Origin of the sequence: Aquitalea sp. FJL05, from assembly GCF_003852595.1 — a bacterium.
GTDB lineage: Bacteria > Pseudomonadota > Gammaproteobacteria > Burkholderiales > Chromobacteriaceae > Aquitalea > Aquitalea aquatilis.
Map to the genome: position 1 here is coordinate 308251 of NZ_QAJS01000018.1, position 14527 is coordinate 322777.

Annotated in this window: 10 protein-coding genes; 4 read left to right on the top strand and 6 right to left on the bottom strand. The window is 61.3% G+C overall.

Annotation, left to right across the window (positions count from 1 at the left end; all coding sequences use genetic code 11):
- Positions 1 to 52: 52 nt before the first annotated feature.
- Positions 53 to 1009 (bottom strand): agmatinase, encoded by a 957-nt coding sequence (gene speB / locus DBR44_RS17980; protein ID WP_124645358.1) that lies wholly within the window; start codon positions 1007 to 1009, stop codon positions 53 to 55.
- 107 nt (positions 1010 to 1116) lie between these two features.
- Between speB and DBR44_RS17985 the strand changes: the two genes are divergently transcribed.
- On the top strand, positions 1117 to 2064 hold the full coding sequence (locus DBR44_RS17985; RefSeq protein ID WP_233578652.1) for a LysR family transcriptional regulator: 948 nt from the start codon (positions 1117 to 1119) through the stop codon (positions 2062 to 2064).
- A 6-nt stretch (positions 2065 to 2070) separates the two neighbouring features.
- On the opposite strand, the gene pdxH is transcribed toward DBR44_RS17985, so the two are convergent.
- Positions 2071 to 2712, bottom strand: a complete 642-nt coding sequence (pdxH, locus tag DBR44_RS17990) for a pyridoxamine 5'-phosphate oxidase (RefSeq protein ID WP_124645359.1) — start codon at positions 2710 to 2712, stop codon at positions 2071 to 2073.
- 193 nt (positions 2713 to 2905) lie between these two features.
- On the opposite strand from pdxH, the gene hemA reads away from it, so the two are divergent.
- The 3 genes from hemA (at position 2906) to DBR44_RS18005 (ending at position 6660) form a co-directional block, all read left to right on the top strand.
- Positions 2906 to 4159 (top strand): glutamyl-tRNA reductase, encoded by a 1254-nt coding sequence (gene hemA, locus DBR44_RS17995; RefSeq protein ID WP_124645360.1) that lies wholly within the window; start codon positions 2906 to 2908, stop codon positions 4157 to 4159.
- A complete protein-coding gene (gene prfA / locus DBR44_RS18000) occupies positions 4159 to 5235 on the top strand; it encodes a peptide chain release factor 1 (protein ID WP_124645361.1) in 1077 nt (358 codons plus the stop codon). The genes hemA and prfA overlap by 1 nt, the downstream gene beginning before the upstream one ends.
- 507 nt (positions 5236 to 5742) lie before the next feature.
- On the top strand, positions 5743 to 6660 hold the full coding sequence (locus tag DBR44_RS18005) for a LysR substrate-binding domain-containing protein (RefSeq protein ID WP_124645362.1): 918 nt from the start codon (positions 5743 to 5745) through the stop codon (positions 6658 to 6660).
- A 9-nt stretch (positions 6661 to 6669) separates the two neighbouring features.
- Here DBR44_RS18005 and DBR44_RS18010 read toward each other — a convergent pair whose 3' ends face one another.
- The 4 genes from DBR44_RS18010 to DBR44_RS18025 form a co-directional block, all read right to left on the bottom strand.
- Positions 6670 to 10509, bottom strand: coding sequence for an ATP-binding protein (locus tag DBR44_RS18010; RefSeq protein ID WP_124645363.1), 3840 nt, complete (start codon positions 10507 to 10509; stop codon positions 6670 to 6672).
- Between the two features lie 26 nt (positions 10510 to 10535).
- On the bottom strand, positions 10536 to 11273 hold the full coding sequence (locus DBR44_RS18015; protein WP_124645364.1) for a response regulator: 738 nt from the start codon (positions 11271 to 11273) through the stop codon (positions 10536 to 10538).
- Positions 11274 to 11338: 65 nt separating this feature from the next.
- Positions 11339 to 12505, bottom strand: a complete 1167-nt coding sequence (locus DBR44_RS18020) for an EAL domain-containing protein (protein WP_124645365.1) — start codon at positions 12503 to 12505, stop codon at positions 11339 to 11341.
- Between the two features lie 250 nt (positions 12506 to 12755).
- Positions 12756 to 14378: a mechanosensitive ion channel family protein gene (locus tag DBR44_RS18025; RefSeq protein ID WP_124645366.1), complete on the bottom strand. Its 1623-nt coding sequence runs from the start codon at positions 14376 to 14378 to the stop codon at positions 12756 to 12758.
- Positions 14379 to 14527 lie beyond the last annotated feature (149 nt).

Sequence of the window (14527 nt, forward strand, 5' to 3'; positions counted from 1 at the left end):
TGGCTATTCAAACGGAATCTATGCGGCTGCTCTGTGGCAGCCTGTTATTGCTTTAGCGGCGGATCGTGACGCCAGGTAATACACACAACATCTCGAACAAGAGATTGGCCCCCAGCAGCGCGGTATTGCCGGTGGTGTCATACGGCGGCGACACCTCCACCAGATCACAGCCCACCAGGTTCAGCCCCTGACAGCCGCGCACGATTTCCAGCGCCTGCACCGAGGTCAGGCCGGCCACTTCCGGCGTACCGGTGCCGGGTGCGAACGCCGGATCGATGCCATCGATGTCGAAGCTCAGGTACACCGGCCCGCCGCCCAGTTGCTGGCGTACTTCCTGCATCAGCCCCTGCAGCGACTGGTTCCAGCACTCCTCGGCCGGCACCACGCGAAAGCCCTGACGGCGCGCCCAGTCGAAATCCTCGGCGGCGTAGCCGCTGCCACGCAGGCCGATCTGCACCACGCGGCCCTCTGCCAGCAAGCCTTCTTCCTGCGCACGGCGGAAAGTGGTGCCGTGGGCGATCTTTTCGCCAAACATTTCATCGTTGATGTCGGCATGGGCATCGACATGGATCAGCCCCACCGGGCCGTGCTTGGCGGCGATGGCGCGCAGGATGGGCAGGGTGACGGTGTGGTCGCCGCCCAGCCCCAGCGGGATCACGTCGTACTGCAGCAGCTCGCGGTAGCCCGCCTCGATGCGCGCCACACTGTCCAGCAGGTTGTAGGGATTGGTGGCGATATCGCCGATGTCGGCCACTTGCAAGGTGTCGAAGGGGGCGGCACCGGTGCCCATGTTGTAAGGGCGCAGCAGTACCGATTCATTGCGGATTTCACGCGGACCAAAACGGGTGCCGCTGCGGTTGGAGGTACCGATATCCAGCGGCAGGCCGACAAACACGGCATCCAGGCCGGCGGCGGTTTCCACCTTGGGCAGACGCATCATGGTGGCGATGCCGCCAAAGCGCGGCATGGCATTGCCGCCCAGCGGCTGATGGCGTTCAGCGATTGACATGCAGACTCCTGAAACTGAGGTTGAACGAGGGCCCAGTCTATTCAGGCGGCAACTTGGGAAAAATCACCGTATTCCACTGTTTACATTGATAAATCTGAATGTGTGTAATGACCGGACTGACTCACCGTCATCACCGGGAAAAAACCATGCTCAACACCCTGTCCAGCCTTGATTTACGCCTTATCAGGGTTTTTCGTGCCGTTGTCGATGCCGGCGGCATTTCCGCCGCCCAGTCCACCCTGAATGTCAGCCAGTCCACCATCAGCAACCAGTTGGCCGCACTGGAAACCCGGCTGGGCTATCGCCTGTGCGAACGCGGCCGCGCCGGCTTTGCCCTCACCGCCAAGGGCAGCCAGCTGCTCAATGCCAGCCGCCAGTTGCTGGATGCCGCCGAAGCCTTCTGCGTGGAGGCGCGGCAACTGGAACGCAAGCTGGTGGGACAGTTAAGAATTGGTGTGGTGGGGCATACCACCATGCGGGCGCATGCGCGGCTATCGGAAACCATCCGACGGTTTCGTCAGCGCGAAGAGGCGGTGGAACTGGTGCTGTCCATGCTGGCACCCGGCACGCTGGAAGAGACACTGATCAACGGGGAAATCCATCTGGGCATCGGCTATTTCTGGCACCGCGCCCCCAGCCTGCAATACCTGCCGCTGTTTACCGAACACCAGATGGCCTATTGCAGCCAGGAACACCCGCTGTTCCAGCAGGCGGGCAATCTGCCGGTGGAAGAAGTCGCCCGGCACGACTGGGCCTGGCGCAGCTACCCGCTGCCGGACATCCCGCTGCCGGTGGAAAACTGGCGCATCACCGCGCGCGCCGACAATATGGAAGCGATGGCCGTGCTGATTCTGTCCGGCCATCATCTGGGCTTTCTGCCCGAGCACTTCGCCCGTCCCATGGTAGAGCAGGGTTTGCTGCGGGCGCTCAATCCGGCGCAGCTGTGCTACCACCCCACCTTTCACATGGTGACGCGACAAAGCTCACGACAGAGCGAGGTATTACGCGCTTTCATGCAGGATTTGCTGGCGGCACACCAGCTACCGCCAGCCTGAGCCAGCTCAGGGTGCCAGCCGCACCCGCTGCCAGCCGGCATCGGCCTGCAGCAGATACACCACCCGGTCGTGCAGGCGGCTGGGGCGGCCCTGCCAGAATTCGACACGGTCGGGAATCACCGCGTAGCCACCCCAGTGCGGCGGGCGCGGCACACTGAGCGGGTGCTTGACGCCAAACATGGCGGCGCGGCTGATCAGCACATTCTTGGAGCTGATCTCGGTGCTCTGCTCGCTGGCCCAGGCCCCCAGCCGGCTGGTATAGGGTCGGCTGGAGAAATAGGCGTCGGAGACCTCCGGCGCGACCGGCACCACCCGTCCTTCCACCCGCACCTGGCGTTCCAGTTCCGGCCAGAAAAAGGTGACGGAAACATAGGGATTGGCCGCCAGCTGCCGGCCCTTGCGGCTGAGATAATTGCTGTAGAACACCAGCTGGCCGTTCTCCACGCCCTTGAGCAGCACGATGCGCGCCGTCGGGCGGCCATCTTCGCCCACCGTGGCGACATTCATCGCCGTCGGTTCGTGTACCTGCGCCGTCATTGCCTCGTTCAGCCACAGCTCGAACTGCGCCACGGCATCCGGCAGGCAGTCTTCCGGTGACAATTCCTTTTTCGAATAATCCTGGCGGATATCGGCAAGATTCAGCGACATGCGGTTCTCCTGATTCGGTCAGACGCCATGGTAAGACAGAAGCTGCACAGCGGGTAGTCGGGCACTGGCGGCGCTGACGCTGCTGACAGCAGCCATGAGATGGAGCCAACTGCCACGGAAAAACCCCAGAGTTAGGGACGTTGGCGGCAACTTAGGCTAGAATACCGCATTTCCTCCGCGGCCTTTTCCGCTCATGCATCTGGTTGCCTTTGGCCTCAATCATCACACCGCCCCGCTGTCGGTACGCGAGAAGCTAGCCTTCCCGGCCGAGGTATTGCCCAATGCGCTGGAAAGCCTGGTGGGTTCACACGCGGCGCGCGAGGCAGCCATCGTTTCCACCTGCAACCGCACCGAAATCTACTGCAACAGCAACAATCCCGAGCAGGCGCTGCAATGGCTGTCCCAATACCACGGCCTGCCGGTGGAAGAACTACGCCCCTATCTGTACCAGCTGGATGCCAGCAGTGCCGCCCGCCATGCCTTCCGCGTGGCTTCCGGCCTGGACTCCATGGTGCTGGGCGAAACCCAGATCCTGGGGCAGTTGAAAGACGCGGTACGCGCCGCCGAAAACGTCGGCACGCTGGGCTCGCTGCTCAATGGCCTGTTCCAGCGCACCTTTGCCGTGGCCAAGGAAGTGCGCAGCAGCACGGCGGTGGGTTCCAGTTCGGTGTCCATGTCCGCTGCGGCAGTGAAACTGGCCGAGCAGATTTTCCCCACCATCGGTGAACTGAACATCCTGTTCATCGGCGCGGGCGAAATGATCGAACTGGTGGCCACCCACTTTGCCGCGCGTGAGCCTTCCTGTATCACCATTGCCAACCGCACGCTGGAGCGGGGGCAAAAGCTGGCCGAGCAGTTTGGCGGCAATGCCATCACCCTGGCCGAGCTGCCCGATGTGCTGCACCGCTACGATGTGGTGGTCACCTCCACCGCCAGCCAGCTGCCCATCGTCGGCAAGGGGCTGGTGGAGCGCGCCATCAAGGCCCGCCGCCATCGGCCCATCTTCATGCTGGATCTGGCCGTGCCGCGCGATATCGAAATCGAAGTCGGCAAGCTCAACGACGTCTACCTGTACACGGTGGACGATATTGCCAGCATCGTGGAAGTGGGCAAGGAAGCCCGCCAGAGCGCTGCCGAAGAGGCCGAGTCCATCATTCAGGCCCGTGTGGCCGAATTCAACGACTGGCTGAAAAAGCGCGAAACAGTACCGCTGATCCGCGCCCTGCGCGACGAAGCCGACCGTACCCGCCGCCATGCGCTGGAGGCCGCGCTCAAGCAGCTGGCCAAGGGCACTCCACCGGAAAAAGTGCTGGAAAGCCTGTCGCAGCAACTCACCAACAAACTGATGCATCCCCCGACCCAGGCCCTGTCCTCGGGCAGCGGCGCGGAGCATGCGGCCGTGGTGGAAACCATCGCCCGCCTGTACCACTTACACCCGGAGTCGTAATGAAACCGTCGATTGCGACAAAACTGTCGCAGTTGGCCGATCGTCTGGAAGAGGTCACCCACCTCCTGGCCAGCGAATCGGCGACTGCCGATATGGGTCAGTTCCGCAAGCTGACCCGTGAACACGCCGAACTCACCCCGGTGGTGGAAACCTTCCAGCAATACCAGCAGTGCGAAACCGATATCGCCACTGCCGGCGAGATGCTGTCCGACCCGGACATGAAGGAATTCGCCCAGCTGGAAATCGATGAAGGCCGGGAAAAGATGGCCGCGCTGGAGCTGGAGCTGCAAAAACTGCTGCTGCCCAAAGACCCCAACGACGAAAAGAACATCTTTCTGGAAATCCGTGCCGGCACCGGTGGCGACGAAGCCGCGCTGTTTGCTGCCGACCTGCTGCGCATGTACACCCGCTTTGCCGAACGCAATCGCTGGCAGGTGGAAATCGTCTCCGCCAGCGAGTCCGACCTGGGCGGCTACAAGGAAGCCATTGTCCGCATCATCGGCTTTGGCGCTTATTCCAAGCTCAAGTTCGAGTCCGGCGGCCACCGCGTGCAACGCGTACCCGCCACCGAAACCCAGGGCCGCATCCATACCTCGGCCTGCACGGTAGCGGTGATGGCCGAGGCCGACGAGCTGGTGGATGTAGTGCTGAACCCGGCCGATCTGCGCATTGATACCTATCGTGCCAGTGGCGCGGGCGGCCAGCACATCAACAAGACCGATTCCGCCGTGCGTATCACCCACCTGCCCACCGGCATCGTGGCGGAATGTCAGGATGGCCGTTCCCAGCACGCCAACAAGGCCAGCGCCATGCAGGTGCTGGCGGCGCGCATCAACGACATCCAGCGCCGCGAACAGCAGCAGAAGGAAGCGGCCGAGCGCAAGAGCCTGATCGGCTCCGGTGACCGCTCCGAGCGCATCCGCACCTATAACTATCCGCAAGGCCGCATTACCGACCATCGCATCAACCTGACGCTGTACAAGCTGGATTACGTGATGGATGGCGATCTGGTCGAGCTGACCGACGCACTGATCACCGAACAGCAAGCCGAACTGCTGGCAGCGCTGGGCGACTGATCGACACGGCGCGGTTTGCCCCGCAGCGGACATCGTTGTACACTCTGACCCCGAAAAAGCAGCCCTTGTCCGCAAGGGGGCCGGTTCATCCGGTCCTGCGGCTTTTTCTCCGAATCTTCAGGCCACGCAAGTGGCCTTTTTTCTTGCCTGTCAGCCGGATGGCAGGCTGCTAATCATCGGAATAGATAAAAAATCGGCCAGGTCCCAGAGGTAAGACCCGGCCGTTCCCAACGTGGAGATGGGTGGAAAACTGTAGGCGCTGCCGCAAGGGCAGCAGCCAGGTGATGGGGGCTTGCTGGCGGCACCTGCCGCGCCAGCAGATTATCCATGCATTGAGGACATCGCTCGTACAAAACCCCAGCAAGTAGCTGGCTTTGCACAATAAAATGCTTCAACTGAAGCAAATCGATTCTTTGCATTGATTATCAATGAGCTAGGCCGCAAGGATAAGCAGCCACTGCAAAACTGGCAAAGCAGTTATAATCATGCCAGCCATGACTAAACGACATGAATTCGATGAAACTGCCTCCTCTTAACGCGCTGCGTGTTTTTGTCGCTGCGGCGGAACACTTGTCCTTTACCCGTGCCGCCACCTCGCTGCATCTGACTCAGGGCGCAGTCAGCCGCCATGTGCAGACGCTGGAAGAGTTCTACGGCACCAGCTTGTTCATTCGCCAGGCGCGCGGGCTGGCGCTGACGGCCGAGGGCGAGGCGCTGGTGAAACCGGCACGCGATGCCTTCCAGCTGCTACACGAAGCCAGTGAAATGCTGCGGCTGCGCCAGAGCGGCCTGCGGGTGCGCATCCCCCCCACTCCGGCCATGCGCTGGGTGCTGCCCAATCTGCCGGATTTCCAGACCCGCTACCCGGAATACACCCTGCACCTGATCACCCAGCTGATTCACGACAAGCCCTTCAACCGGGCCGAGTATGATCTGGCCATCATCGGCATGGCGCGGCCGGAAGTGTCCACCGACATGCGCATCGAATGCATCTGCCGCGAAAAGCTGGTGCCGGTGTGCTCGCCGGCGCTGCTGCAAGGTGCGCATCCGCTGCGCACGCCGGAAGATTTGCAATACCACACCCTGCTGCACCCGTGGCGCGATCAGGATGTGTGGGACCGCTGGCTGAAGCTGGCGGGGGTGAACTCGCTGAATTCGGAAAGCGGCGTGACTTTCGACGCACTGGAATACGCCCTGCATGCGGCAGCCGCCGGCATGGGGGTGACGCTGGCACAGGTGTCGATGGTGAACGACGACATCCAGCGCGGCAAACTGGTGATTCCGTTTGATACCGTGCTGGAAACCGAGTGGGCCTACTACCTGATGTACTCGCACGAAATGGCACAGCAGCCGAAGATCCGCGCCTTCCGCGACTGGCTGATCGCCACGCTGGAACGCAGCGAGGCCATCAGCCGCAATATGTAGCCAGCCGGCTTATACGCTGGCGGTGTCCTGCTGTTGCAGCCAGTGTTCAAACTCACCCAGCGCGACTTCCAGCCCGGCCAGCAGCGCCACCGCCTGCTCGCCCTGGCCGGCCTTGGCCGTCTTCTCCACCTGTTCGGCAGCATCACCCATGGCATTGGCCCCCACCATGCGACTGGCGCCCTTGATCCGGTGCGCGGCCCAGGCCAGCTGCTCGACATTGACCTCGGCTGCCGCCAGGCGCAGCGCGGCGATGTCTTCACGATTGGCCTCTTCGAAGTCGTGCAGGATTTCCAGCTCGACGGACAGCTCACCATCGCTGTAGACCTCCAGCACGGAGCGGTCTACAGGACAGGGGGCGGCGCTATTGGGTGTCTGTTCCTGGGTGTCGGACATCACATTCTCCTGCGGTTGGTGCAGCCATTTATCCAGCATGGCCGATAGCACGTTGATGGCCAGCGGCTTGGTCAGAAAATCATCCATGCCGGCGGCACTGGTCTTGTGCAGCTCTTCCTGCCCGGCATTGGCGGTGCAGGCAATAATGGGCAGGTGGCCACGCTCGGCATGTTCGGCCTCATAGGCACGAATCAGCCGTGCCAGTTCGTAGCCGTCGGTCACCGGCATGTGGCAGTCGGTCAGCAACAGGCTGTACTGGCCGGCCTGCCACATGGCGTAGGCTTGTGCGCCATCCTCGGCACACTCGGCGGCATAGCCCAGTTTTTCCAGCTGGCGCAGCGTGAGCTTGCGATTGGTGGGATTGTCTTCAGCAAACAGGATGGGCAACACCACACCATGCGGCGCATCCGGCGCAGCCGCTGGCGGCTGGCCACTGTCGGCCTCGACAGCCGGCAGCTCGGCTTCGTCCACGATATTGGCCACCAGCAGCAGCGAGGCACGGGTCCCCTCGCCGGGCTGGCTTTCCAGCTCGACATGGCCACCCATCAGGCCTGCCAGCCGGCGGCAGATGGCCAGCCCCAAGCCGGTGCCGCCAAAGCGCCGGCTGGTATCGGATTCGGCCTGGGTAAACGGCTCGAACAGCCGGCTGAGGTTTTCCTGGGAAATGCCAATGCCGCTATCGATGATGTCAAAGCGCAACGTCTGCGCGGCAAACTCCTGTTCCAGCACTTCCACCCGCAGGGTGATGCCGCCGTTGGCGGTGAACTTGACGGCATTGCTGACAAAGTTCTGCAGAATCTGCCGCAGCCGCAAGGGGTCGAGCAGCAGGGCCGGGGCCAGCTTGTCGTCTACTTCCAGTTGCAGGCGCAGGCCTTTGGCTGCGGCCGTTTCGGCATACAGGGTGCGTACCTGCTCCAGCAGCGGCTTGACCGCCGTCGGGGTTTGCACCACCTCCAGCTTGTCGGCCTCGATCTTGGAGAAGTCCAGGATGTCGTCGATCAGCCGCAACAGGGTGCGTGCCGACTCCTGAATGGTGCTGACGCTGTCTTTCTGCTCGGGGTTGAGCGGCGTCATGGTCAGCAATTCCAGCATGCCCAGCACACCGTTCATCGGGGTACGGATTTCATGGCTCATGGTGGCCAGGAAAGAGCTCTTGGCCCGATTGGCAGCATTGGCCTGGTCACGGGCCATACGCAGCTCGAATTCCGCCAGCTTGCGCTCGGTGATATCCAGACAGGCCAGAATGGTGCCCTCGCGCGGCCGGTCGGGAAACAGCAGCATGCCCTCGAACAGCACCCAGATCGGCCGGCCGTCGGCCCCCAGGCATTCCAGTTCGCAGCGCAGCTTGCTCTGGTATTGCACCATGCTGTTGAGCTGGCTGGTCAGGTCGAACCAGCTCTGGTCTGAGGCCAGCAGTTCCATCAAATGCATGCCGGGCAACATATTGCCATCCTGGCTGAAGATGTCTTCGGCCATGCGGTTGGCACGGACAATCTGCATCTGCTCGTTGAGCCGCAGCAAGCCGACCGGCGAGGCGGAATAGATGGCTTCTTCTTCCTGCAATACCGAGCGCAACTGCGATTCGGACAGCATGCGCCGGTCTTCTTCGTCGAAAAAGCCGAGAATATTGGCATAGGCCCCCACCAGCGGCTGAATGCCCTTGCCCAGCATGGCCAGATCAGGCTGCCGCAGGCAGATCAGCGCCGATACGTCGTCATCCATCGACACCGGCAGGGTAATCCACGACGGCATCTCTGCCAGCCTTTGCAGCAGCCAGGTCAGCGGCTCGGCTTCGTGGGACAGTTCTTCCAGCGGGGGCAAGGTGTCCGGCCACTGGCCGGCCTGCAGGTGGATTTCGAAGCGGTCATCCGGAAACTCGGCCAGCACCAGCATGAAGCCTTGTTCGGCATGGCTGAAACGGATGAATTCCTGCAGCAGCCGGTCCAGCACCTCATTGCGCGGCCAGCGGCTGAGCATGAGATTTTCTACATGGGAAATGGCCGACAGCATGCTCAGGTTGTGCTCCAGCGAGTTTTCCGCAATGCGGCGCTGATGCTCGTCCCGCACGATGAGCATGAAGACTTTTTCCGAGGCCGAAGTACGGAAGGTGCTGAGGGTAATGCCGGCGAAAAACAATTCGCCGTTCAGCTTGATCCCTTCGCCTTGCAGCACCTGGCTACCCAGCTCGCTGGCGGCCAGCAGCGTGTCGTCCAAGGACTGCTGCAGCCGCAGCAACTGGCTGATCTGCATACCTTCCAGCGCTTGTCTGCCGGTACCGAACAAGCGCTGCGCCCCGGCATTGGCCGACAACACGCGGCCTTGCTGGCTGATGGTCATGATGGCGTCGCCAGCAGCATCCAGCATGCTTTGCAGGTGATTGAGCGGCTTGAGTACCCGCTTGGTCATGCTGTACAGCAGGATCAGCGCCAGCCCCAGTATCGCCAGCCCCAGCAGGCTGTCATGGATCAGCTGGCGGCGGTAATCAGCCAGCGCCTGCTGGATCTGCTCGGCACACAGCCGGTTGGCATTCTGGAACAGCGCCCAGCTTTCCTGCTGCACCTTGTCCAGCAGCGGCTGCATGGCGCCTTGCATGCCACGCATGCTCTGGTGCTGCTGTTGTTGTTGCACCTGCTGCTTGTTGAGCATGTGCAGGGTCAGGGCGGAATCGGAAATACGGCGCAGGCTGTCGGCCAGCGCCGGGTCTTCGATATGGCCGGCATCCACCCGCAGCTGTTGCAGCATCAGGTTGCTCAGGTCCAGTCGCGACTGCAGGTCGCCCTCTTCCGTCTCGCTCAGCGGGGAATCCAGCTCGCTGCGCAGCAGCAAGGCCGTTGCCGTGGTGCGCAGGGTATGGCCTATGCTCCAGCTGCTCTGGGCAATGTCCATATTGATGTAGAGCCCGGCCGGCGCGGTCCATTTCATCTGGCCGTTCATGCCGATCAGTACATTATCGATGGCATCCTGCAGATGGCGGGATGACAGTTCTTCGGCATAGCCCAGGGTTTCGTCCTGGCCCCACGCCGGGCCAATGTGCATGTCCACTTCTGCGCGCAAGCTGCGGAAACTGTCCAGTTGCATCTGCACCATGGCCAGCTTGGGACGCTGCTCGCTCACCACATCACGCTGACCAGCTGCCAGCGCCAGCTCCATACACTGATCGGCCTGTGCACGCAGCAGCTGCAGCTGACTGCGTTCCTGTGGGAAAGGCGGATGGTCGCGATACAGCAGGCTGCGGCTGAGTATGGCCTCCCGCCGCAGCAGATCGGCAGCGGTATAGAGCTTGGTACGGATCTGGTGCACTTCGGCCAGTTCGACTGCCTGCTGATAATGCTGCCATGAAACCGACAGCAATCTGGCCACCCAGCCGATCTGGAAGACCCCCAGCAACACCACGATGGCGATGACGGCCCTGCCAATGGATAAGGTCTGGCTTGCCTTGTTGCTGATAGTGGCCATGCACTCTCCCCTGCGGGCAGTCTGTTTCAGCCGGTCGGCTCGGAGGCAGGGTCGCCCTCGGCGGCGGCCTCCACGGCTTTTTCAACCACCAGCTGCTGCACGCCATAGCGGTCGCTGTAGTTGCGCAGTACCGCCAGCTGGTTGGCAGAAATGCTGGCACCGCGTGGCAGCAACAGGTGACCGCCCTTGCTGAACAGGTCCTCGGCCAGCACGGAGCCGGGCTTGGCACTGTTTACGGTAACCGTTTCATTGGGGCCATCAGGCAGGTCCTCCGGGCGCGGCTCGAACAGGCGGCGGAACACTTTCTTGTCGTAATCGGTGCCGGTATCCACGCCGTAATAGCTGAAGGGGTCCACTTCCGGCCGAGTGCGGCGCAAGGCCTGCGCAATGGCTTTTTCCACATCCACCGGCTTGGGTGGCTTGACCACAAAACCATCCGCATGCAGCTGCACGGCCACCGTGACATTGCCGCGGTCGGCATGCCCGGACAGGATGATGAACGGTAGATTGGAGGCATTCATGGTATGGCCGCAGCGCAGTTCCTTGAGCAGGTCCAGGCCGTTCATCGGCTTCATTTCCACATCGCACAGCACCAAGTCCACCATGCGCATGTCCAGTGTGCGCATGGCAGTGCTGCCATCCGGTGCCTGCGAGATGTTTTCAGCCCGGATACCCATGGACTGCAAGGACTGGCTGACCAGCGTCCTGACCAGCGACTGGTCGTCCACCACCAGTATCTTGAGTTTTTCTAGCTCGTTAGACATGTTCACCCCTTTGCATGGCGGGACATCAGTACGCTGCCGGTCTGGTGCATGAGCTTGCCGGCAGTCTATTGCTGTAAATAAGATGATAGTTCGCTGCTGCTCATCTGCAGGGCTATCTGTTCGCCACTGACACTGCAGCCTTCCAGGCCGTCCAGTAGCGCAAGGTCGGCTTCCATGTCGAGCCGGGTGATGGTCAACTGCGGCAAAGTCAGGCCGCAGCAGTGCAGCAGTGCCGGCATATCCACGGCCTGCAGGCGCAACTGGCGCAAGGCGGTGGCTGAAATGCACACGCCATCCAGCGGCAGGCGCAGCAGATTGCCCAGCGTCAGCCCGCCTTCGCCCAGTTGGTCTGCCAACAGCGAGAAGCCGAAGTACTTCAATTTGGCAATGTTTTCAAAGCACACCGCCGACCGTTGCTCATGCATGCCATCAGCCAGCAGAAAGCCGATCTGCCCGGGCTGGATGCCATATTGACGCAAGGTGCTGTGGTAGCGGTCGAACAGATTGTCGTTGGCCAGACAATCGCCATCCAGATAAAGGCTGAACAGACAGTGCTGGCGCAGCTCCAACGGCAGGCTGGCCAGCAATTGGGCTAGCTGCTCCATGACTACTTCCAGAATCAGCACCGGCAATTGCGGATTGGCCGCCAGCTGGCGGTATAGCGCAGCATCCAGCGGCAACAGCCTGTCCTGCAGCCGGATGGCTGCCAGGTGCATGCCACGTAGCTGCTGCGTATCACGGCTCAGTACTGGCTTGAACTCCAGCTGCAGCGGCTGGCTGGCACAGTCCTGCCACAGCTGTTGCAGATCAAGCGGACAGGTAAGCGCACGCTGCTCCAGATCGGCAAAGACCGCGTTGAGCCGATGCAGAAACTGGTCGATGCTGTAGGGCTTGCACAGGAAATGGACGCTGCTGATACCCTGATGGTGGGCCATGTCGGCAATGGTGTGCAAAGTGCGGTCGTCGTAGCCGGAAATGATCAACAACGAGGCCCGACAGCCGATGGCACTGAGATTCTTGATGAAATCGATGCCGTTCATGCCCGGCATGCCGATATCGGTAATGATCAGGTCGTAGCTGATTTCCGCCGCGCTGCGCAATGCCTCGGCCGGGTCGCTGAATTCATCAATCTGGGTGGCATGGCGGCTGAAAAAGCCGGTCTGGCGGGAAATCAGCTTGCGCAGAATCACCTGGTCTTCCAGGATCAACAGCCTCATTGGCAGCGACGACATTGCGGTATCCCTCGGCGGATGGCCACCGGAGATGGGAAGGCCGGCAGCAATGCGATAATTTACGCTTTTGGTATAGCAGCAAGCCACCCTGCCAGGCAAGCATTACGCCGGCACTTATTGATAAAATCCGCGATCACTTAAACAATTAATATAAATTCCAGGCTAGAAAAGCACAGATTGCCCCAGCCAATCGCATCTGACTGCTAGCGGGGTTCCTCCGCGCTGATTTCACACAATTGATGACAAACAGCTATTTAGTCTGATCACCCTCTGCCGTAGCTGGTCGGGCTGGCGCGGCATACCATTGTGCGGCTTGCACCATGACAGCCTGCTCCGGCTGAGCCATGAAATGTGGCGACATGATCTGCACCCCGAATTCGTTGAAGGTGTCCTGAATATGCCCGTGCAGCTCGCTGCGCACTTCCTGCGGCAGGACATCGGCAATTGCACGTAATTGCAGTTCGTACTCGACGTAGAAATCCTGCAGGTTCAACTGCCGCACCACCACGGCTTCGGTGTGATCCGCCAGTGAGGTACGGTGTGCCGCCAGCTCCAGCATGGCACTGACCTGCCGCCACGGCGTGTCGTAACCAATGGTGACCGTGGTCGTCAGTATCAGGCCACGGCCCGGGCTGGTGCGGCTGTAATTCTCCACCTTGCCGCCCACCACCACCGCATTGGGCAGCGTCACTTCGTGCTCCTGCCGGGTCAGTATCTTGGTCGACAAGGCACTGAGTTCGGTGACCACACCTTCTACATCACCGATGCGCACGAAATCACCCGGTCGCAAGGCACGCGAATACACCAATACCAGGCCACTCATCGCATGGTTCATGATGCCTGCCGAACCTAAGGTGACCAGCAAACCGAAAAATACGCTCATCCCCTTGAACGCATCGGAGTCCGCTCCCGGCAGATAGGGATAGGCAACCGTCAGCGCAAACAGCCAGAGCACCACCCCCAGTAAGCGGCGCGTAGCACCGGCGGTCTCGGGATGCAGGCCAGGAAAACGCAGCTGGCCACGTTCGGCCATGTCGAAAATCAGTTGCAGACCACGAGTCAGCAAGCGGGTAAACAGGAAGATCAGCCCCACCGTCAGCAAACCGGGTAACGCACCGAGCGCATCAGAGCCCAGCGACGCGACCAGCTGCCACAGGAAACTGCCCAGACGACGACTCCAGGGCAAGGTGTAAGGAAAACGCCCCAGCAGCCAGGTCAACCACAGATAACTCAGAAAAATGACACACAGACCCGTGGTCAGGTTGATGATGCTGCCTTCAGCACGCTGCAGCAGCCGCTGCAGGGTCTGCCGCTTGTTAAGCCAGCCAGGAAACAGCGCATGCCGTTGCGACACCCGCAGCAATGCGCGCCGGCGCAAAATCATCATCAGATAAAGCAGCGCAGCGAATAGCACACTGCCAGCCAGACTCAGAGCCAGCGCGGTAGCCAGTGCTCCGGAAGAATGCTCCTCCAAATAGGCCAGCCGTAAGGCATTCAGCCGCTGCTGCACATTACTGGCAGACTGCTGCAAGCTCAGGCCATCCGCTGGATCCAGATCTCCAGCGACAATATTGAACAAGGACTTGCCGTTGACCGACAGCCGGTAGCCCGTGGCGGCCCCTTGCCCATATGGCGTCGCTTCAACCGCATGGCTGGCATCTGCCGCCTCCAGAACCTGCAAGCGGGCCTGCACCCTGGCCACGCGTTGCTGGGCCGTCAGCTCCCCCTCTTTGGCCATGAACAGATAAACCGGTTGGCCCCCCAGTACCAGCGTGCGTTGCTGTTCCCAACCATCCGGTGCCAGCCGTGGTTCCGCCGCCTGCGCCAGACCGGCCAGCCACAAGAAAAGGATACCGAGCAGAATTCGGGCCATGCTGCATTCTCCTGTCAATGACAGATACATCATAGCTGTTTGCTGTCCTTGAGGGCAGGTAGGCCACCTTCCCCCGTCCCCGCGCACCCCAGGCGCAACAAAGCCGCCTTTTGGCGGCTTGTGGGCACTCAGGCCGCAGCCCAAACGCA

Excerpts from the sequence above, each read along its gene's own strand:
- DBR44_RS18020 (WP_124645365.1), bottom strand. The coding sequence starts at position 12,505 with ATGTCGTCGCTGCCAATGAGGCTGTTGATCCTGGAAGACCAGGTGATT.
- speB (WP_124645358.1), bottom strand. The coding sequence starts at position 1,009 with ATGTCAATCGCTGAACGCCATCAGCCGCTGGGCGGCAATGCCATGCCG.
- DBR44_RS18015 (WP_124645364.1), bottom strand. The coding sequence starts at position 11,273 with ATGTCTAACGAGCTAGAAAAACTCAAGATACTGGTGGTGGACGACCAG.
- DBR44_RS18010 (WP_124645363.1), bottom strand. The coding sequence starts at position 10,509 with ATGGCCACTATCAGCAACAAGGCAAGCCAGACCTTATCCATTGGCAGG.
- DBR44_RS18005 (WP_124645362.1), top strand. The coding sequence starts at position 5,743 with ATGAATTCGATGAAACTGCCTCCTCTTAACGCGCTGCGTGTTTTTGTC.
- DBR44_RS18025 (WP_124645366.1), bottom strand. The coding sequence starts at position 14,378 with ATGGCCCGAATTCTGCTCGGTATCCTTTTCTTGTGGCTGGCCGGTCTG.
- prfA (WP_124645361.1), top strand. The coding sequence starts at position 4,159 with ATGAAACCGTCGATTGCGACAAAACTGTCGCAGTTGGCCGATCGTCTG.
- pdxH (WP_124645359.1), bottom strand. The coding sequence starts at position 2,712 with ATGTCGCTGAATCTTGCCGATATCCGCCAGGATTATTCGAAAAAGGAA.
- DBR44_RS17985 (WP_233578652.1), top strand. The coding sequence starts at position 1,117 with ATGACCGGACTGACTCACCGTCATCACCGGGAAAAAACCATGCTCAAC.
- hemA (WP_124645360.1), top strand. The coding sequence starts at position 2,906 with ATGCATCTGGTTGCCTTTGGCCTCAATCATCACACCGCCCCGCTGTCG.